The following is a 19327-nucleotide window of genomic DNA, read 5'->3' as shown; positions in this document are numbered from 1 at the left end:
GGTGCACTAATAAAAATTAGATGCTTTTTCAACTCTTTCTTTGATTTTTTCAACCAAATTTTGTGGTTCTAACACTTTGAAATTTTCACCAAAAGAAAGAATAAGAGCTTCTAATTCGTAATTTGGTTTGAGTTCTAATGTTAAAATATTTTCAGAAATTTTTTGTGAACCATGAATTGGTTTTGATGAAATGTATGGGAGAATATTGTTGGAAAGTTGAATTTTTATTTTCTGAATTTCTATTGTTTTATCATTAGTTACACCTATAATGTCCTCAAAATATTCATTAAAATCGGTAGTATTGGCGATGATTTTTTCTTTTGAATCGTCTATTTTCAAAATTCTGTCCAATGCCAAGTTCTGAATTTTTCCAAAATGATGATTCCAGCCGAACAAAAACCAACGGTTATTATATTGCTTTAAATAGTAAGGTGAAATGACAATCGCTTCTCCTTTTTCAGATTTAAAACTTTTATAAAAAATTTCAACACACTGATTTTTAGAAATATATTGGTATAAAATATTCAAATATTCTAATCCTTTCAGAAATTCGTTTTCCTCAAAACTGATAATTTGTCTCTGATTTTTATCTAAATCTAAACCCGATTTCAATTTGGTTTGAAGAGAATTTACCCAATCGAAACCAGGGAGAGAATTCATTCTGCTTAAAGTTTCTAACGCTTCATTTATTGTATTTAATTCTGTAGAGGTTAGTGGTTTTTTGAGAATAGAAAAATCGGAATTTTCGTAGCGGTAATAGACTTTTCGCCCGTCTTTGTAAGATTCAATTGGAGCTTCAAAACCAGCCTCACTTTTCATGAAATCTATATCATCAAAAATCTGACGGCGAGAAACGGACATTGATTTTGCGTAATGTTCAGAAAGTACATTAGAGCAAAATTCTATTAAATCATTAATATAAAATTTTTTGTAAAAATTGGAAAAACATTGGTCTAATGCTTTGTACCGAAGTTGTGCATTTTTATTAGTTGCCATTTATTGAATTTTCTACAAAAAAATTGTTCTAATGTATTGATTCACATTAGCAGTTAAATTTACGATTTTTCTTTAATTAAAAAAGCCCCTTTCATCATTTCCTGTTCTGCTCTTGTAATCCCAATTTTTGTTGCAATGTCTTTCCAGTTGAGTACTGCTTCTTGAATTTCAGAAATAATAGCATCCATTTCAGAATCATTTAATCGGAAATAAATTCCTACACTTTTTGCCAATTCTAGATTCAGAGCATTATCATCCATATCAATGTTTAAAGACAATCCATCTTTCTCAATAGAAGGATTCAGGTCATAAGCAGGCGATAAAATCCACCCATTTTCCGTTAAAATAAATCCGTGATTCCGAAGATGATCGTCAGTATTGGATATACAAATATTGAACACTATTCTCCGCCACAGTTGATGAAGATTTTCCTTGATATTTACGCCATTATTCATTACAAATTCGGCTATATCGAGATAACTTGCAGTATGAAATCGTAAATTTTCTTCACTGTTTCCCGTCATCGTCATTGCAGATGCAAAGTGAATTCTGCAATCGCCGTCTCTGTCAAATCTTTTCGTGAAAAAAGTATGGTGTTTTCCTGCGATTTTTTCAATTCTGCATTCGGTCATTTCAATACCACTTTTCAAAGCTAATTGATATGCTAAAAACTCCCAAGCTCCTTTATCAATCGTATCATTTTTTGAAGGGAATTTTGCAATCCACAAATCGCCTTTTTCGTCCTCAATATTAGCTTTTGGTCTTGCTCCTCCCAACGAAGATCCTGGAGCCATAAGAATCGCCAACCATTTTCTTACATCGATATTTTCGTCATCTTCCAAATTTTTCGCAGCGGCTTGAAGCTCTCGAATAGACGACCAAGGCGGTGTAGCATTTTCATGATCGTCATCAAGAAAAGAACCATCTAGAGACGTTTTGAACCTCAAAGCACCCATTCTTGTTTTGTCGAAAACACCCAAAAGATAATCAACATCATAAAGAGTTTGAGGCTTTTCAGCATTTTCTCTTGCTTGTTGTACGGCTTTTCTTTTCATTAAAGTTCGTCCCCACGTATCAGGCATACTGTCTAAAAAAACACCAAAATTTTCTTTATTATTTGGAAATTGTGCACCTGAAAAAAACTGAATATCAGGGTCAATTAATCTTTGAGATTCTGTTTTAATCCAATCTTTATCATATTCAAAACCAAACGCTTTTTTCCCTTTTCCGTAATGTGCAGAAAGAATTCCCATTAATTTTGGTTCGGACATTCCTTTCCAATCGGCGAAAACATAAATATCAAATTTCCCTTGTTTCATAATACTAGACGTTTATTTCAGTAATTCTAAATCCTGCAATTTTCTGCCAAACTCGTCATCTGCAGCTAATTTCAGAAAATCGTTTTGCAATCCCAGAACTCTTAAAACATTAAAATATGCACCCATAGAAACACCAGTATCACCTTTTTCAATTAGGTACAAAGTTGAGCGTGCAATTCCTGCTCTTTCAGAAACCTGAACAGCAGTGAGTTTTCTACGCTTTCTTGCGAGTTTAATATTTTCTCCCATTTGTTCTAATAGTTGATTGAATTTTGGAAGAATTATTTGTTGTTTCATTATATTAATGTTCTTTATTTCGAACAAAAATACATATTTTGTTTGAAATAACGAACAATTTAAAAATACAAATCGTTTATTTTGTTTTCTTACTAGCTTCAAATCCATCCTTAAATCTCAAAAAACCATCCGCTTCTTTAGGATTATTCTTAATCCAAAGTTGCATGATTTGAGTGTTTTCTTTCAGAATCGTTATTTCATTTTCATCATATATTTTTTTCCCTTCACCAGTAATTTCATTTAGAATATCTTGTCGAAGTTCACTTTTTGCTTTGATGCTTTCTTTATACCAAGTTGTTGCGAAATTGATAGAAAAAATCAAAGTGAAAATCCCTAATATAAAAGTTCCGATTCCGCTCCAAATAAATTTCTCCGTCTTTTTCTTTTTCTTTTCTAAATTCTCATAAAAGTTAATGGTTTCTTGAGAGAGAATCATTTCTGTTTTGGTAGGGATTTTTGACAAAAATTCGGCTCTTTTGGATTGTTCTATATCATAAAACTCCAATGTTTCCTTATGAATTCCTTTCACTACTTCAAAGTCTAATTGCATTTGACCAATTGCCAATATTAAATCTTCAATATCGGATCTTAATTCTGCTTTAGATTCAATACTTTCCATATTTGAAGCCACGGTGCTTTCATTCGATTTTATCACATTTTCTAGCAATTCTATTCCGCTACTTTTCGTTCCTTCGTTTTGTTGTTGATTTTCCATTTGTCTAAATTTATTTTCTTTTTTTATCTTGATTTTCTCTTCTTTTTCTTTAATAATTCATCTTCTGAATTAGCAGTGTATGTTGGTTTCAGAAACTGTTCAATTGCTTTTCCAACTTCATTGATTACCGAGGTATTTTTTTGTTCATTTCCATTGTTTTCTTGGTTTGAATTTTCGGGAAAAACAGCTACATCATCCAATTTTTTATCTTTATTTTCATTGAGAATCGCTTTGATATCTGCAATTTTCAACTTGCTGGTAATTTCAGAAAGTTTGTAACCTGCTTTATAAATTCTTTCTGTATTAGGATTTTTGTCTTTCTCCATTACAATTCGCATTCCCGAAACTCCATCTTTTACATTGGTCGATAACTGAATTTCAAAACCTTTTGCTTTCATTTTCAGAATAAGTTCATCAAAATTTTTTGATGTTTTTAAAGCTTCTTTTAAGTTTTTTAGCATTAATGCTTTCTTCTGAATTCCTATTTCTACATCGGTTAGCAATCCTTTTTCTTTACAAACTTCTCGAACTGCTTCACCAAATCTTCTTCCAATATCATGTGATTTTACCGTACATTTTCCAGAAATATCAATCCTGTTCACGATAAAATGAAGGTGTTTTTGTTTAGTACTATTATGAATATCCAATCGAAATTGGTTGTTTTCGGTCACTCCAATTTTTTTTAAAGCTTTGGTGGCAATCTCTGAAAATTCTTGATCCTTCAACTTTCTTCCGATTTCGTCGGGTTGAGAAATATAACCTGTTAAAGCCCATTTTTTCACTTTCGGGTTTCGGTCTGCAACGGTTTTCATTTCTAAAAACTGACCTTCAGCAGTTGAACTCAAAAGATAATTTGAAGCCACCATTTCAGCTGTTCCTTTGTCGTTTCCGTTGTATTCTAAAGCTATCTTGGAGATGCTTCTTGTGGTGGCAGAATTATTCATTTTTCTGAATTTTTGAATATAAATAGTGATGAATCAAATCAACCGTTGTTTCAATTTTCACTAAAATTTCTTTCTTATTTTCAAAAACATTCCATTCTCGATTTCTCAATAAATTGGTTATTTTTTTGAAATTGTTTCCAAACTGAAGTAAAATTTCATCGGTTTGAAATTCATTGATTTTCAATTCTTTTTCAAACAAAATATTTCGGATATAAGTCGATAGTTTTAGTGGATATTTTTCTTGTTTCTGAACTAATAATTCATATTCAGAATGAGTCATTCTTATCGAAATCACTTTATCTAATTTTTTGTTTTCTTTGGTTTTCAAACCGCCTTTTCTACCCAATTCTTGAAAGTGTTTTTTTCTCTTTTCCTGAGCAATTTTTGCTTGTTTTTCTTGGGTAGCTTGGTTTATAAATTCTTGTAAAAAGTCGTTTTTCATTGTTTGTAATTATGTGTTTTTAAAAATATTTCTGACGATAGGAAGAAATCAAAAATCCCAATTTTGCAATCAGCGACCACGCTTATTGTAAACTTTGGGTACTTTTTGCACTAAAGAACCACTGAATTTTTCTTCCATTTTTATAGAAGACTTTGCCCAATCATTCAAATCCTTAAAATCCTTGTACAAAACCCTACCATCTTCTACATTTTCCATTTCATTTTTTAAAATTTCAACCGCTCTGTTTCCTGCTTCGTCATTGTCAAAATAAAGTTCAATATTTTTATAATCTTCAAGGGATTTTTGTGCTTTATGAATCATCGAAACCGAATTCAAAATGATGTAATCCGAAGGTTCTTTTTCCAAATATTTTTCAACGTTTTTGAAAGAAAGAAAATCAAAAAATCCTTCAAATATTTTTACACTTTTTGAATCATTTTTTATCGTGGTAATATCTTTTTTTCCTAAACAAATTTTGGCGAATTTATTGCGAATTTCATAACCTCCAGAATCATTCTTAAATCCAATTCCGAAGTAATTTTTACCATTCATTCGATAATGAATTTCTTGTATAAATTTGGCTTGGTTTGCAACTTCTCTTTCGTTTAGATATTCCAAAAGTGCAGAATGTTGAATGTTTTTAATTTCGAGGATTTCATAATTTTTATGCAAATTTTCTAAGTTCTGTCTTTGAAAACTCTGCTGTTGAAAAGAAGAAAAATTTTGCTTTTCTACCCATTCTAAAACTTCTTTTACCGAAGCTTTCAGATATTTAATCATAAAATCAGTATTGTTTCCGCCAATTCCTTCGGAATATAAATACCAACAGTTTAGATTTTTATTGATTTTAAAAGAGGCGTGATTTTCTTTGGCAAAAGGATTAAGATACCAAGCTTCTTTATCATTTTGTTTTGTAGGAAGGTGTCCGAGATTTTGTAGAACTTCTTCCAACTTTATCCTGTTGAATTGTTTGCAGTTCATTTTTTGTGTTTGTTTTCTATGTTTTTTTGAATTACTCTTACCTAATTACCTTTTAATTGATTAACAAAACTTTAAGACAATTTTTCACTATTACCTGTTATTACCTTCTTACCATAAATTGTTGATTAAGGTAACTTTAGGTAACTCTTTTTTAAATTAAATTACCTTAATAAATTGTTGATTATCAAGTGTTTTAAAAGCAATAAGGTAACTTGGTAACTTTGGTAAATAGATTTTATTCAGTTTTTCTCTTGATGAGATAACCATAAACTTGAAGTTTGGGATGTTTTATCCTTTGGTATTTTAAACTAGTGAGTGCTTTTCCGATTTTCACGTTATTAAATCGCAATCCTAAAGCATTATTCATCGCCAACATAATATCTGTTGCTGTGAGGAATTCTTCCATTTTATCCGATTTTTCAAAATGTGCAGAAAGGATTTCTTGCTCCATTGAAACTTGTGCATATTTTTCGTTTCGCTTTTCGTTTTCGGCGATGTCTGTTGCAGTCAATTCTGGATTGTAATTTTTCCTTTCAAAAGCATTGAAATAAGCTTGAGCCCAAACTTTATCAATATCTATTTCTTTGGAATATTCAAAATCAAATGAATATACCTCAAAAATCAACCAGCGAATGCTTCCTGTTTCATCGGTAAGAAAATCAGTCCGATTGGTAGAACCTACAAATGAGCAAATCCGTTCTAAAAATTCTGCTTTTCTGGCATAAGGAAGTCTAATATTTGCACTACTTTTTGAGATGAAAGATTTCAAAGTATTGACATCAGATTTTGATAAAACCGCTAATTCATCGAGGTTGCAAATCAAATTTTTACAAATGGAAATAATCCCATCTTTGTCGATAGAGATATTTTCGGTGTAGTAATTTTCTAATTTTGGAGGAATTAAAAATCTTAAAAAAGAAGATTTCCCCGAATTTTGATGCGATGCTAAAACCAATGACTGTTTATTCACATAGCCTTTGGTTAACGAACACAAAACCGCTCTTGTTAACCATTTTTCAAAATGATAAAGAAACGCTTCATCATCATTGGTTTTGAGATATTGACTAAACTTTTTGATATAATTTTCTCCATCCCAGGTTTCTAAATTTTCAAAATATTCACGAATTGGGTTGTATTGCTGAATTAAATGGCTTCTAACCAGAATTTCCAACTTATTCATATTGATTTCAATGCCAGATTGTGCTAATTCTATCAATAAAGAATTGATGTTGAGAACCGACCAAGTTTCATTTTTCCCCTTCAACTGAATTTCTAATTCCAAAGCAATGGTATTGTAACGAATGTTGTATTTTTCGTCTAAATATTGCATCGCTCGATCGTAAATGGTTTTGGAAATAGTATCAGATTGATACAAGTTTTTTTGTTCGTTCATAACCAATTTATCTATTTCGGTTATGATATTTCAAAGCTTCGGATTCTATTTCCAACAAAGTTTTTTTCTTGCCTTTAGAAATCCATTCCAAAAGTTCATCTTCAAAAAAATAGAGTTTTTTACCGTTTTTGTAACACGGAATTTTTCTTTGCCTTACAAGAGTATAAATCGTAGGTTTCGCTTTCCCTATTATTTTGCACACATCTTCAATTCCAATGGGAATGCGTTTTTCTTTAGATTCAGGAACTTTCACATTCTGAACCAAAGATTTAATTTCAGCAATTTCGCTCGTTAAGTGAGCAACTGCTTTTGGCAGGTTTTCAAAAGAAATTTCATTTACGTCCATAATTATCGTTTTTGATTGTTATGGTGCAAAGGAAAAAAGTGATTTCTCTGTGATGCCGATAAACACACAAACACATAGAAATCACTTAAAAAAAACTATGTTTTCTAATTTTTGATTATCAGAAAATGGAGATATCTTCTACAATCTTAATAATTCCCTTTTGGGGATCATCTTTTAAGTGAGATTTAATCGAATCTAGTTCAATATCTTGGAGTGTAGAAAATGCCATTTTTAATAATTTTGAAACCTCTTCCTGTTTGACAGGTTTAAAATGATTCCAAATATTCCATCCAAAATGATAGAGATCGAGATTAGAAAGCCCTGTGGTTTCAATCAATTTTGAATTTGAAATATTTTCTTTCTTTGAATAACAAATAACTGCATTGCAAAGCAAATCCAAATCCTCGTTCGAAACATACAAGGCAAATTGATTTAGGGTATAATTGAGTGCAATTTGCAATTTTTCGTTTTCTTGCTGAACTTTTTTCTGTTGTTGAATTTCACGAATTGTATTTGTATCAACATTATTTTCTTCTAAAATCTCTACATTTTCAGAAGAATTAATCTCCGTTGTATCGCTTGGATTAATAAATTGCTCATCTGTTTCTGTCTGAATATTTAGTTTATCAGGATTATTCTTATTTCTTAATCGCTTATAGAATTCAAATAATGAAACACCTAATAAAACTAATGCAGTATAAAATACCAGTCCTATAAGTATAACAATCCAAAATATACTATTAGCAGTAAACTGATCTGCACCTTTTTCAAGCATTACAAACCTTACACCTAAACCTATAAGTGCACTCCCAATAATAACAGAAACATTCTGGACTATAAAATCTTGGTAATTATGTTTCATTTTTTAATTTTTGAAAGTGTATTTAATTGAATTGCTTCCGCCGCTTTGTTTTTCTTTTCATCAATCACTTTTGCATAGACTTGTGTAGTTTTCACATTTGTATGACCAAGCATTTTGCTTACAGTATAAATATCAGTACCACTTGAAAGTTGCAGAGTAGCAAAAGTATGTCTGAAACAATGAAAAGTGATGTTTTTAGTAATACCTGCAGATTCAATCCATTTTTTTAACGGTCGAGAAATCCAAGCCGAATCTGGAAGACCACTAAAAACTAAAGTAGTTGGCGACTTTTCAGCTCCACAGAGTTGCAGGGCTTGCTCCGAAATTGGCATATATTCTACACCTTTTGTTTTCTGTTGTGTAAAATGAATACGTGGTGCACCATTTTCTATTTTAATTTCTTCCCACTTTAAATTCTGAATATCAGAAAGTCTTAAACCTGTTAATGCAGAAAAAAGTGCAGCACGCTTTAAAACTTCGTAATCGCAAGGTGTCTCAACCAATGTATTGAGTTCCTTTATCGTTAAATATTCTCTTCGGGTTTCTACCTCCGAAATTCCTTTTAGCTTTGCCGCTATATCAATCATAAAATAATTGTCAACAAATGCCTGTTTCAATGCCGCTTTGAAAATTGAAAAATAAGTTGCTGCGCTGTTTTGTGATAAAGTTCCTTTTTTATTTCCACCGAGCGGTGCATTTAAAAGAAAGGTTTTAAAATTTTCACAAAATTTCAAATCGATTTTCGAGAAGGGAATATATTCGTCATCAAATGACTTTAAAATCTCGAGCGAGCGTTCCCAATTTATCCTTATTGAATCTGAACTATTTCTGTGGCGACTTCTAATTAATGTCTTAAAATAATCCACAAAATTCTCCTCCATTTTTTCATTCATTTCAGCTTGCAAAAGATCTCTTTTACTATAGAGATTTGCATTATCATATTCCCTTTGTCTTAATTTTCGTAAAGAATCTGCGTAAATCATCGTTTCCTGATCATTCTCGCTTTTACATTTAATAATGCCATTATCATCTCTTTTGGGTTTGAAAGAAATAGAATTTTCAGTTTTTCTTGCCACCCTCTTCTTATCAAATTCAACAGTGGTAACGGTTCTGTTCAAGTATTCACGAATTCTCTGAGCTTCACCTTTTCCTGGGACAATTACAGGGTAACTTTCCAAATAAATGTACCATTCTTTACGATATTCAGACTTTCTAAGTCTTACCGTGACTTTTGTTCTTAATAGTTTTTGTTTCATTTCGGATCAAAAATTTCATCAATGAATCTTTTTGGGACATATACAAAACTTCCAACTTGTTTCGTAGGAATTTTATTATTCTTTATTACATTACTTATTGTACTTGGATTCGCTTTGTATTTCTCACTAATTTCTGAAAGCGAGTAGCAGTTTCCCACCTCAAAATCGTTTGCTTTTAATTTCATTTTATTTTCCTTTGGAACTTCAATTGCAGTAAAGATGGCTTCCAAATCAGTCCGCTTAACTCTTGTAAGTCTTACTCCCAAATTAACACCAGTCAACAATCCATTCCTAATCATTCTATGAATGGTATCTTTTGAAATTCCAAACATTACCGTTGCTTCAGAAACAGAAATAAATTCTCGAGTTTGTACTTCTGCAATTTTATTTGAATACTTTTCAAGTAAAGATTCTTTTTCTTTTTTTTGCTTTTCTAGTTTTTTTCGTGCTTTTCCTGCTTTATTAGCACAAGAAACTCCACAAAAACGAGTTATAACTGTCTTTGCTTCAAAGGGTTTTGAACACCACTCACATACTCTCGGTATTTTTAATTTACTAAATCCCATTCTAAAATAACATCGGGTACATTATCTCCTTCTTATGTTTTTTTAAATCATTTTAGCGCATAAGACGCACATTGCATCAAAATAAAGCGCGGTACAAATATGGTACGAAAATATGACAAAAAACGATTAAAAACAAGCATTTTCAAAAAACATTGAAAATAAAAAAATCGCCATAAATATTACATTTACAGCGATTTACTTATTTATTTTAATTGATTTTAATCAGTCCTTACTTCACTTCTTCGAAATCTGCATCTTGTACATTTTCGCCAGCGTTACCTTGTGTTTGTTCAGGTTGCGGTTGTGCTTCTTGAGTCGCTTTGTACAATTCTTCTGAAGCTGCCATCCAAGCTGCGTCTAATGCTTCTAACTTAGGTTTAATCGCATCTGCATCTTTGGTTTCGTAAGCAGCTTTCAATTCTGTGTGAGCTGCTTCGATTGCTGCTTTCTTATCTGCAGATAATTTTTCTCCAAATTCTTTTAATTGTTTTTCTGTTTGGAAAATCATTCCATCAGCTTTATTGATGGTTTCTACATCTTCTTTTCTCTTCGCATCTGCTGCTGCATTTTCTTCTGCTTCTTTTTTCATTCTTTCGATTTCTGCATCAGAAAGTCCAGAAGATGCTTGGATTTTGATAGATTGTTCTTTACCAGTTCCTTTGTCTTTCGCAGAAACGTGTAGAATACCGTTTGCATCGATGTCAAAAGTTACCTCAATTTGTGGAACTCCTCTTGGTGCAGGTGGAATATCTACTAAATCAAATCTACCAATTTCTTTGTTATCATTAAACATTGGTCTTTCTCCTTGTCCTACTCTGATGGTTACAGCAGGCTGATTATCACTTGCAGTAGAGAAAACTTCAGATTTTTTAGTAGGAATCGTAGTATTCGCTTCAATTAATTTAGTGAAAACTGAACCCATAGTTTCGATACCTAAAGAAAGCGGAGTTACGTCTAATAAAAGAACGTCTTTTACATCACCAGTTAAAACTCCCCCTTGAATTGCAGCACCAATAGCTACTACTTCGTCTGGATTTACCCCTTTAGAAGGCGCTTTCCCGAAGAATTTTTCTACCGCTTCTTGTATTGCAGGAATTCTGGTAGAACCACCTACTAAGATGATTTCATCAATATCAGAAGTGCTCATTCCAGCATTTCTAAGAGCAGTTTTACATGGTTCGATGGTTCTTTGAATTAAATCATGTGCCAGTTGCTCAAATTTAGCTCTGGTCAATGTTTTCACTAAGTGTTTAGGACCAGTTGCAGTAGCGGTGATATAAGGTAAGTTGATTTCAGTTTGAGTAGAAGAAGATAATTCTACTTTTGCTTTTTCAGCCGCTTCTTTTAAACGTTGAAGTGCAATAGCATCAGATTTAAGATCTACACCTTCTTCAGATTTGAATTCGTCTGCCATCCAATCGATGATTACATTGTCAAAGTCATCTCCACCAAGATGCGTATCACCATCTGTAGCTTTTACTTCAAAAGATGCGTTACCATCTACTTCGTACATTTCTAGTACAGAAACGTCATGAGTACCACCTCCACAGTCGAAAACAACTACGTTTAGGTCTTTTTTACCTACTTTATCTAAACCGTAAGCTAAAGCTGCAGCAGTAGGTTCGTTGATGATTCTTTCTACTTTAAGACCAGCGATTTCACCAGCTTCTTTGGTAGCTTGTCTCTGTGCATCGTTAAAGTATGCAGGAACCGTAATTACCGCTCTGGTCACTTCTTGACCTAAGAAATCTTCAGCTGTTTTCTTCATTTTTTGAAGAATCATTGCAGAAATTTCTTGTGCTGTATATTCTCTATCGTCTATTTTTACTTTTATAGTATCATTTGGTCCAGCTACCACAGCATAAGGAACTCTAGAGATTTCTTCTTTATCTTTAGTAAACTGTGTTCCGATGAATCTCTTGATAGAATAAACAGTTTTAGTAGGATTCGTTACTGCTTGTCTTTTTGCAGGATCACCTACTTTTCTTTCTCCATCTTCTGTAAATGCTACAATAGATGGTGTGGTTCTTTTACCTTCTGCATTTGGGATAACTACAGGATCTTTACCTTCCATTACCGCAACGCAAGAGTTGGTCGTACCTAAATCAATTCCGATAATTTTGCTCATAATATTATATTTTATTTTTTTACTTAACTAATTTGACTTGGATTTCTCCAATTTTATACCATTGAGAAAATTGTGACAAATTGACATTTTCTTAAAGACTGTCATCTTTTAAATTCTTCATTTCACTTCTCTATTCCCATGTTTATCATTATATTTGGATAAAACTTTTTAAAGATATGCCACAATTCAATCCTAGAGACATTACCTGGTTAGGTTTTAATGCAAGAGTTTTGCAAGAAGCGATGGACGAAACCGTTCCATTACACCTGAGAATTAGATTTTTAGGAATTTTTTCTAATAACCTAGATGAATTTTTCCGAGTGCGAGTTGCTGGACTAAAACGAGCATTAGAACTGAAAGATAAACTTGCAGTAGAAACGTTTTTTGACAAGCCTCAAAGAATTTTAGACAAAATCAATAAAATTGTCATCAAACAACAGGAAGATTTTGAAAAAACTTGGGATAAAATCCAAGAAGAAATGGCAGAGCAAAAAGTTTTCATTAAAACGCCCAAAAAACTCACCGAAAAACAGAAGGAATTCGTTAAAAAATATTTTGACGAAGAAGTAGAAAGCAACGTCATTCCTATTCTGCTTCATGACCATGTTCAACTGCCCTATTTGCGAGAAAAAAGCCTTTATCTAGGCATTGCAATGCGCAGAAAAGATTGGAAATTCGAAACTAAATTTGCCATTATAGAAGTTCCAGCAAAAGCGAATGGAAGATTTGTCATTTTGCCAACCGAAAAACCTGAGGAAACTGACATAATGCTTCTAGAAGACGTCATTGCTTTCAATTTACCGCACATTTTCTCCTATTTCGGGTATGATGATTTCAAAGCAAATTCTTTTAAGGTGACCAAAGATGCAGAATTTGACCTTGATAATGATATCAGAACCAGCTTTGTAGAAAAAATTGAAAAAGGCATCAAATCCAGAAGAAAAGGAAAACCTACCCGTTTTGTTTTTGACAAAGACATGGATAAATCTTTGGTAGAATTTCTCATCAAAAAGCTCAATCTTACCAAAAGAGACAGCATTATTCCGGGTCAAAAAATTCATAATTTCAGACATTTTATGGATTTTCCAGATGTTTTTAAAAATTATGAAAAACCAATAGAGAGAAGTTCTTTTACGCATCCAGAATTCGACCATGAAGGCAGAATTACAGATGTTATCGTAAAAAAAGATGTGCTTCTTACCTTTCCTTATCACACTTTTACACCTGTTATTGACTTGCTGAGAGAAGCTGCAATGGATCCTGATGTAAAATCTATTCAAATCACGGCTTATAGATTAGCCAGCAATTCTAAAATTGTAAACGCACTGATAAATGCCGTGAGAAACGGAAAAGAAGTCACCGTAATGCTAGAATTGCGCGCCAGATTTGATGAAGAAAACAACCTAGAATGGAAAGAAAGATTAGAAGAAGAAGGTGTAAAAGTTCTAGTGGGATTACCGAATAAAAAAGTGCATGCAAAACTCTGTGTCATTAAGAAAAGAGTGAACAATAAGACCATTCAATACGGATTTGTAAGCACTGGAAACCTCAACGAAAAAACAGCCAAAATTTATGTAGACCATTTGATCATGACTTCTAACAGAGCAATTATGGCAGATATTAATAAAGTTTTCAATGTGTTCAGAAAACCAAAAATAGATCCCGTTTTAGCATTGAAATCTTGTAATCATTTATTGGTTTGTCCACATTTTATGAGAGAAAAAATAGAATGGCATATTGATAAAGAAATTGAAGAAGCAAAAGCAGGCAGAAAAGCTGAAATGATTATCAAAGTCAATTCACTTTCGGATAAAGGTCTAATTAAAAAACTTTATGAAGCAGCGGAAGCGGGCGTGGAAATTAAAATGATTGTTCGCGGAATTTTCTGTGCAGTAGAGCAGAAAAACTTCAAGAAAAAAATTCACGCCATCAGTATTGTAGACGAGTATTTGGAACATTCTAGGGTGATGTATTTTTACAATAAAGGCATTGAAGATGTTTATCTTTCTTCTGCGGATTGGATGACTCGAAACTTAGATTACAGAATAGAAGCTGCCGTAAAAGTGAATCAAAAAAATCTCAAAAAAGAACTAAAAGATTTATTGGAACTTCAATTGAAAGGCAACGTAAAAGCCAGATTTCTAGATGAAGATTTGACCAATAAATATGTCAAAAACAACAAAAAACCATTCCGCAGTCAAATAGAAACATATAAATTCTTGAAAAAGAAAGCTATTGAGAATTAATTTTTGAAAATCTCTGATTTTCTTGCGCCTTCAAAACATTTTAATTTTAAAAATAATTTTGCGCCATTGCGTTAAAAAATGAGGAACATACTTTTAGCATTTTTGGTTTTTTCAAATTTTCTTTTTTCACAGAAGAAAGACAGTTTAGTTTTTTCAGAACAACCAAAATTCACTTCAAAGCAACTCATTATTCCAGCTACTTTAATGACAGCAGGAACCATCGTTTTATCTACAGAAAATAGAGATTTCAGCGTTACAGAAAACAAAAATTTTTTGGCTTTCGGAGGTTATCCCGAAGATTACCTTCAATTTGCGCCTCATGTTTCACTTTACGCTTTTGAATGGGCAGGAATGAAACCTAAAACCGACTTCTGGAACAGAACTGCTATTTTGACAAAATCTGAAATTATAGTTTTTGGGAGCACTTATCTTTTGAAAAAAGCCATTAAAAAACCTCGTCCAGACGGAAGCAATGAATTTGGTTTTCCGAGTGGTCATACTGCGAATGTTTTTGCTGGTGCTACAATGCTTTCTATGGAATATGGCGAAAATCACCGTTGGGTTCCGTATGTTGCTTATTCTGTAGCAACTGGAGTGGGCGTTTTGAGAATTGCTCACGACAAACATTATTGGAGTGATGTGATTTTCGGAGCGGGATTAGGAATTTTATCCACCAAAATCGCTTATTGGACGCATCAATATCAATGGAACAAAAAATCAGAAAAAGACAATCTCACGATTTTATACAAAGAACATTTGTAGTTTCTAAAACCACAAATCGAAGATTCTACGAAGTTAAAAGAAACAAAAGAAAATCTCGAAAACAAGCAATTCAAAAGTAAAAAAGTTGGAAATCTCAACTTTTACTTTTTTTTTCTTTTGAAATACTTTCAAAACATAAAGCTTTTGTGTCTTTTGTGGTTTAAAAAAATTAAATTTACACACTAAATTTTCCATTTCTATGAACTTTAAAAAAATATTAGGAACATTGGTTTTAGCTTCGGTTTGTGGTTTATCGCAAACGCAGCAATTTACCATGAACGATGCTGTTTTAGGACTTAGAACCAATCTTGCCGTGAAAAACATCAGAGATTTTTCTTTCAGCAATGATGGCAAATCTTATCTTCAAATGGTTAAAAATGCTTATCTCATCACAGATATTGCAACCAACAAGACAGATACTTTGGTTTCATTGTACCAAGTAAATCAAAATCTAAATGCAGACCAAAAACTGAAAGCACTTTCTCCACTGAAATTTTTGAACAATTCTAAAGCTTATTTTTCTCAAAAAGGAAAATATTTTTGGCTTCAAAAAACGGGGAATTCTTGGCAAAAAACCGAATTCGCTTCTATTCCTGAAGATGCAGAAAACGCTCAACTTCTTCCTGATAATCAAACGATTAATTACACCATCAAAAACAATCTTTTTGTAAACATCAATGGAAAAACGCTGAAAATTACAGATGACCAAAACGAAAATATCATCAACGGACAATCGGTTCATCGAAATGAATTCGGAATCGATGGAGGAATTTTTGCGGCGCCAAATTTTCAAAAAATTGCATTTTACAGAATGGATCAAAGCATGGTTACTGACTACCCAATCATCGATTGGAGCGTAACTCCTGCAGAAAACCACAACATCAAATATCCTATGGCTGGAAATAAATCTCACGAAGTTTCCATCGGTGTTTTTGATGTAAAAACTCAGACTAAAAAATTCTTAAACATCGAAGGCGACAAAGAGCAATACTTAACCAGCGTAACTTGGAGCCCTGATTCTAAATCTATTTTCGTGGCGGTTCTTAATAGAGCTCAAAACCATGTAAAACTGAATCAATATGATGCCGAAACAGGAAATTTAGTTAAAACGCTCTTCGAAGAAAAAGATGAAAAATATGTAGAACCTCAACATGAATTAACCTTTTTACCTGGTTCTAATAAAGATTTTATTTGGCAAAGTCAAAGAACGGGTTATAATCATTTGTTTTGGTACAACACAGACAAAGGTTTGGTAAAACAAATTACTAAAGGAGATTGGTTGGTGAACGAAATTCTAGGTTTTAACGAAAAGAAAAAAGAAATTTATTTCTCTTCGACTAAAGAAACGCCACTTGAAAAACATTTGTACAAAGTAAATTGGCAAACGACTAAAATCACCAGATTAGACAAAGACGCTGGTGTTCACAATGGAATTTTGAGCAAAGACGGAACACATTTGTATGATGTTTTTGCCAATGCTTCTAAGCCAAGAATTGCAAATATTATCAATACGCAATCGCTTCAAGCCAAAAATATTTTAACCGCAGAAAACCCTCTGAAAAACTTCCAAAGACCTGAAATTCAGAACATCACCCTGAAAGCAGACGACGGAACTCCATTGTATGGAAAACTGATTTTACCAACTGATTTTGATAAAACTAAAAAATATCCTGTAATTGTTTATTTATACAACGGACCTCATTTACAATTGGTTACCAATAACTTCCCAGCTTCTGGAAATCTTTGGTATGAATACATGGCGCAACGTGGTTATATTGTCTTCACGATGGACGGAAGAGGTTCTTCTAACAGAGGAAAACAGTTTGAACAGGCGGTTTTCAGAAATTTAGGTGAAACTGAAATGAAAGACCAATTAAAAGGTGTAGAATATTTAAAATCTTTGCCTTTTGTAAATGCTGAAAAAATGGGAATTCATGGTTGGAGTTTTGGTGGATTTATGACCACAAGTTTTATGCTGAAATATCCTGATGTTTTCAAAGCGGGAGTTGCAGGTGGACCTGTAATCGACTGGAACATGTATGAAATTATGTACACAGAACGTTACATGGACACGCCAAAAGAAAATCCTGAAGGTTACGCAAAAGCCAATCTTTTAGACAAAGTTCAAAACTTGAAAGGAAAATTACTCATGATTCATGGTGCGCAAGATGATGTAGTGGTTTGGCAACATTCTGTAAAATTCCTGAAATCTGCGGTTGAGAAAGGCGTTCAGTTAGATTATTTCGTTTATCCTGGTCATCCTCACAATGTTTCAGGTAAAGACAGAGTACATTTAATGCAAAAGGTTACTGATTATTTTGACTTGTATTTGAAATAAACATGAATATCATAAAAACAAAAAATCGGGAAGAAAAACTTCCCGATTTTTTTTATGTTTAATAAGTATTAATCTACTTTTTTCAAATCCAAATCTCCAAAATCAAAAGAGAAATCCGTAACATCTGAAATAGGTTTCATTTTGGCAGAAACTGTTTTTCCGTTTTCGTCAAAAGTAAGCGTGAAGAATGCATCTGCGTCATAACTTCTATCATCCCATTTGATTACGAAAGTATCTCTAGAATAAGGCAAAACTTCACCTTTTAATCTTTCTGAAGATTTGCAAATCACTCTGAAACCTTTCTTTTCTTTAGAAATTACCACATCACCAAACCAAGCATCTCTATACGTTCCTACAAATTGTTCAGGAGCTAATTTTGCGCTTCTGTCTTTTTGGTAAGCAAATGCCTTAGCATAAGTTTCCGCCTTTTCTTTGTCATATTGCGTATTGCCTTTTGCATATCTTTCCGCATAAGTTTTCAACCAATTTCTGTCTTCAATTCCTAAATACGCATCTTTTACCGTATTGGTAATCGTGTTAAAAGCCACCCCTTGTTGTTGATTCGTGAGCACTACAATTCCTAAATTCAGGTCAGGAATTAAGGTAAATTGCGTAACTGTACCGATTAAACCACCTGTATGCTGAATCTGGCGATGACCTTTTACATCAGAAATAAACCAACCTAGACCGTAACCGTAAAATTTAGTATCATAAGGATTTTTAGCAGCCATAGGAATGGGTTGTTGAATTTGCCACAAAATATTTGCATTTTTCTCAGAAACCAAACGTACCCCATCTTTGGTAACGAAACCATTCATTAAGAAATTTGCCCAAGTCGTCATGTCTGTAATGTTGCTCAAAATTCCACCAGCTGCATTGGCTGTTTCGTTCCAATCGTGAGGAACCGCAACTGCTTTTCCATTGACTGGAGCATGTGCATCAATTTTATTTTCAATAGATTTTGCACGGTTATAAGAACCGAAACTTGCTGTCATTCCAACAGGTTTCATGATTCTTTCTTCGATAAACTCTGCCCAAGTTTTGCCAGAAATTTTATGAATAACTTCTCCTGCTACAATAAACATCACATTGTTATAATCCATTGTATTTCTGAAAGAATGCGCAGGTTTAAGATAACGAACATTGTGCAATAATTGTTCCGTAGAAATATTGCCACCTTCTGGAAAAAACATTAAATCTCCTTGTCCAAGACCTAAACCAGCTCTATGCGTCACCAAATCTTTGATGGTAAGCTCTTGCGTCACATAATCGTCATACATTTTGAAATCTGGTAAAAATTTGGTCACTTTATCATCCCAATTCAGTTTTCCTTCGTCTGCTAAAATCGCTAAAGCTGTACAAGTAAAACCTTTAGAATTAGAAGCAATTCCCACCAAAGTTTCTGGCGTCATCGGTAATTTATTGTTAAGAGAACGTACTCCGAAACCTTTAGAATAGATAACTTTACCGTCTTTTAAAACGCCAACAGACATTCCGGGGACGTCAAAAGTGGTGATGGTTTTTTGGATGAGTTCGTCTAGTTTCTGCTCTGAAATTTGACTAAAAAAGAATAATGAGCAAAGAATAAAGAACAAAGAAAATGATTTTTTCATGCTGATTTTTTTGAATTTCTGTAAAGGTAAATAATTCTAAAAAAAAATCTCGCTGATTTAGCAAATTAAGCAGATAAAATCTACCAAACCAGTTAAATCAGCGAAAAAAATAAAATTTTATGA

The 19327-nt window shown here is 32.8% G+C and carries 17 protein-coding genes; 3 read left to right on the top strand and 14 right to left on the bottom strand.

What is annotated here, in order from left to right:
* Positions 1-6 precede the first annotated feature (6 nt).
* The 13 genes from KKQ76_RS01210 to dnaK form a co-directional block, all read right to left on the bottom strand.
* A complete protein-coding gene (locus KKQ76_RS01210; RefSeq protein ID WP_213195473.1) occupies positions 7-996 on the bottom strand; it encodes a helix-turn-helix transcriptional regulator in 990 nt (329 codons plus the stop codon).
* Between the two features lie 59 nt (positions 997-1055).
* Positions 1056-2315 carry a type II toxin-antitoxin system HipA family toxin gene (locus KKQ76_RS01205; RefSeq protein WP_213195472.1) on the bottom strand — a complete coding sequence of 420 codons (1260 nt, stop codon included), beginning with the start codon at positions 2313-2315 and terminating at the stop codon, positions 1056-1058.
* 12 nt (positions 2316-2327) lie between these two features.
* A complete protein-coding gene (locus tag KKQ76_RS01200) occupies positions 2328-2612 on the bottom strand; it encodes a helix-turn-helix domain-containing protein (RefSeq protein ID WP_213195471.1) in 285 nt (94 codons plus the stop codon).
* Between the two features lie 76 nt (positions 2613-2688).
* Positions 2689-3327 carry a hypothetical protein gene (locus tag KKQ76_RS01195; RefSeq protein WP_213195470.1) on the bottom strand — a complete coding sequence of 213 codons (639 nt, stop codon included), beginning with the start codon at positions 3325-3327 and terminating at the stop codon, positions 2689-2691.
* Positions 3328-3350: 23 nt separating this feature from the next.
* Positions 3351-4271, bottom strand: a complete 921-nt coding sequence (locus KKQ76_RS01190; protein WP_213195469.1) for a relaxase/mobilization nuclease domain-containing protein — start codon at positions 4269-4271, stop codon at positions 3351-3353.
* Positions 4264-4713 carry a plasmid mobilization protein gene (locus tag KKQ76_RS01185; protein WP_213195468.1) on the bottom strand — a complete coding sequence of 150 codons (450 nt, stop codon included), beginning with the start codon at positions 4711-4713 and terminating at the stop codon, positions 4264-4266. Before KKQ76_RS01185 ends, KKQ76_RS01190 begins: the two co-directional genes overlap by 8 nt.
* A gap of 69 nt (positions 4714-4782) precedes the next feature.
* On the bottom strand, positions 4783-5694 hold the full coding sequence (locus KKQ76_RS01180; protein WP_213195467.1) for a toprim domain-containing protein: 912 nt from the start codon (positions 5692-5694) through the stop codon (positions 4783-4785).
* Between the two features lie 235 nt (positions 5695-5929).
* Positions 5930-7087 carry a VapE domain-containing protein gene (locus tag KKQ76_RS01175; protein ID WP_213195466.1) on the bottom strand — a complete coding sequence of 386 codons (1158 nt, stop codon included), beginning with the start codon at positions 7085-7087 and terminating at the stop codon, positions 5930-5932.
* Between the two features lie 7 nt (positions 7088-7094).
* Positions 7095-7433: a helix-turn-helix domain-containing protein gene (locus KKQ76_RS01170; RefSeq protein ID WP_213195465.1), complete on the bottom strand. Its 339-nt coding sequence runs from the start codon at positions 7431-7433 to the stop codon at positions 7095-7097.
* A 118-nt stretch (positions 7434-7551) separates the two neighbouring features.
* Positions 7552-8295, bottom strand: coding sequence for a hypothetical protein (locus KKQ76_RS01165; protein ID WP_213195464.1), 744 nt, complete (start codon positions 8293-8295; stop codon positions 7552-7554).
* On the bottom strand, positions 8292-9551 hold the full coding sequence (locus KKQ76_RS01160) for a site-specific integrase (RefSeq protein ID WP_213195463.1): 1260 nt from the start codon (positions 9549-9551) through the stop codon (positions 8292-8294). The genes KKQ76_RS01165 and KKQ76_RS01160 overlap by 4 nt, the downstream gene beginning before the upstream one ends.
* A complete protein-coding gene (locus tag KKQ76_RS01155; RefSeq protein ID WP_213195462.1) occupies positions 9548-10117 on the bottom strand; it encodes a helix-turn-helix transcriptional regulator in 570 nt (189 codons plus the stop codon). The genes KKQ76_RS01160 and KKQ76_RS01155 overlap by 4 nt, the downstream gene beginning before the upstream one ends.
* A 229-nt stretch (positions 10118-10346) precedes the next feature.
* Positions 10347-12245, bottom strand: coding sequence for a molecular chaperone DnaK (gene dnaK, locus KKQ76_RS01150; protein WP_213195461.1), 1899 nt, complete (start codon positions 12243-12245; stop codon positions 10347-10349).
* Between the two features lie 176 nt (positions 12246-12421).
* On the opposite strand from dnaK, the gene ppk1 reads away from it, so the two are divergent.
* The 3 genes from ppk1 to KKQ76_RS01135 all read left to right on the top strand — a co-directional run bounded on the left by ppk1 (position 12422) and on the right by KKQ76_RS01135 (position 17591).
* Complete coding sequence (gene ppk1 / locus KKQ76_RS01145; RefSeq protein ID WP_213195460.1) at positions 12422-14491, top strand: polyphosphate kinase 1; 2070 nt, start codon at positions 12422-12424, stop codon at positions 14489-14491.
* A 78-nt stretch (positions 14492-14569) separates the two neighbouring features.
* The gene (locus KKQ76_RS01140; protein WP_213195459.1) at positions 14570-15253 is read left to right on the top strand and encodes a phosphatase PAP2 family protein; all 684 of its coding nucleotides are present in this window, start codon (positions 14570-14572) and stop codon (positions 15251-15253) included.
* A gap of 199 nt (positions 15254-15452) precedes the next feature.
* Positions 15453-17591, top strand: coding sequence for a S9 family peptidase (locus KKQ76_RS01135; protein ID WP_213195458.1), 2139 nt, complete (start codon positions 15453-15455; stop codon positions 17589-17591).
* Between the two features lie 68 nt (positions 17592-17659).
* On the opposite strand, the gene KKQ76_RS01130 is transcribed toward KKQ76_RS01135, so the two are convergent.
* The gene (locus tag KKQ76_RS01130) at positions 17660-19204 is read right to left on the bottom strand and encodes a serine hydrolase (RefSeq protein WP_213195457.1); all 1545 of its coding nucleotides are present in this window, start codon (positions 19202-19204) and stop codon (positions 17660-17662) included.
* Between the last annotated feature and the right edge of the window lie 123 nt (positions 19205-19327).

This window comes from Cloacibacterium caeni, from assembly GCF_907163105.1.
GTDB lineage: Bacteria > Bacteroidota > Bacteroidia > Flavobacteriales > Weeksellaceae > Cloacibacterium > Cloacibacterium caeni_A.
Note: the sequence above shows the minus strand (reverse complement) of the source record. Positions and strands in the feature narration are given on the sequence as shown.

Excerpts from the sequence above, each read along its gene's own strand:
- KKQ76_RS01175 (WP_213195466.1), bottom strand. The coding sequence starts at position 7,087 with ATGAACGAACAAAAAAACTTGTATCAATCTGATACTATTTCCAAAACC.
- dnaK (WP_213195461.1), bottom strand. The coding sequence starts at position 12,245 with ATGAGCAAAATTATCGGAATTGATTTAGGTACGACCAACTCTTGCGTT.
- KKQ76_RS01130 (WP_213195457.1), bottom strand. The coding sequence starts at position 19,204 with ATGAAAAAATCATTTTCTTTGTTCTTTATTCTTTGCTCATTATTCTTT.
- KKQ76_RS01185 (WP_213195468.1), bottom strand. The coding sequence starts at position 4,713 with ATGAAAAACGACTTTTTACAAGAATTTATAAACCAAGCTACCCAAGAA.
- KKQ76_RS01135 (WP_213195458.1), top strand. The coding sequence starts at position 15,453 with ATGAACTTTAAAAAAATATTAGGAACATTGGTTTTAGCTTCGGTTTGT.
- KKQ76_RS01140 (WP_213195459.1), top strand. The coding sequence starts at position 14,570 with ATGAGGAACATACTTTTAGCATTTTTGGTTTTTTCAAATTTTCTTTTT.
- KKQ76_RS01195 (WP_213195470.1), bottom strand. The coding sequence starts at position 3,327 with ATGGAAAATCAACAACAAAACGAAGGAACGAAAAGTAGCGGAATAGAA.
- KKQ76_RS01200 (WP_213195471.1), bottom strand. The coding sequence starts at position 2,612 with ATGAAACAACAAATAATTCTTCCAAAATTCAATCAACTATTAGAACAA.
- KKQ76_RS01210 (WP_213195473.1), bottom strand. The coding sequence starts at position 996 with ATGGCAACTAATAAAAATGCACAACTTCGGTACAAAGCATTAGACCAA.
- KKQ76_RS01165 (WP_213195464.1), bottom strand. The coding sequence starts at position 8,295 with ATGAAACATAATTACCAAGATTTTATAGTCCAGAATGTTTCTGTTATT.
- KKQ76_RS01155 (WP_213195462.1), bottom strand. The coding sequence starts at position 10,117 with ATGGGATTTAGTAAATTAAAAATACCGAGAGTATGTGAGTGGTGTTCA.
- KKQ76_RS01190 (WP_213195469.1), bottom strand. The coding sequence starts at position 4,271 with ATGAATAATTCTGCCACCACAAGAAGCATCTCCAAGATAGCTTTAGAA.
- KKQ76_RS01205 (WP_213195472.1), bottom strand. The coding sequence starts at position 2,315 with ATGAAACAAGGGAAATTTGATATTTATGTTTTCGCCGATTGGAAAGGA.
- KKQ76_RS01180 (WP_213195467.1), bottom strand. The coding sequence starts at position 5,694 with ATGAACTGCAAACAATTCAACAGGATAAAGTTGGAAGAAGTTCTACAA.
- ppk1 (WP_213195460.1), top strand. The coding sequence starts at position 12,422 with ATGCCACAATTCAATCCTAGAGACATTACCTGGTTAGGTTTTAATGCA.
- KKQ76_RS01160 (WP_213195463.1), bottom strand. The coding sequence starts at position 9,551 with ATGAAACAAAAACTATTAAGAACAAAAGTCACGGTAAGACTTAGAAAG.
- KKQ76_RS01170 (WP_213195465.1), bottom strand. The coding sequence starts at position 7,433 with ATGGACGTAAATGAAATTTCTTTTGAAAACCTGCCAAAAGCAGTTGCT.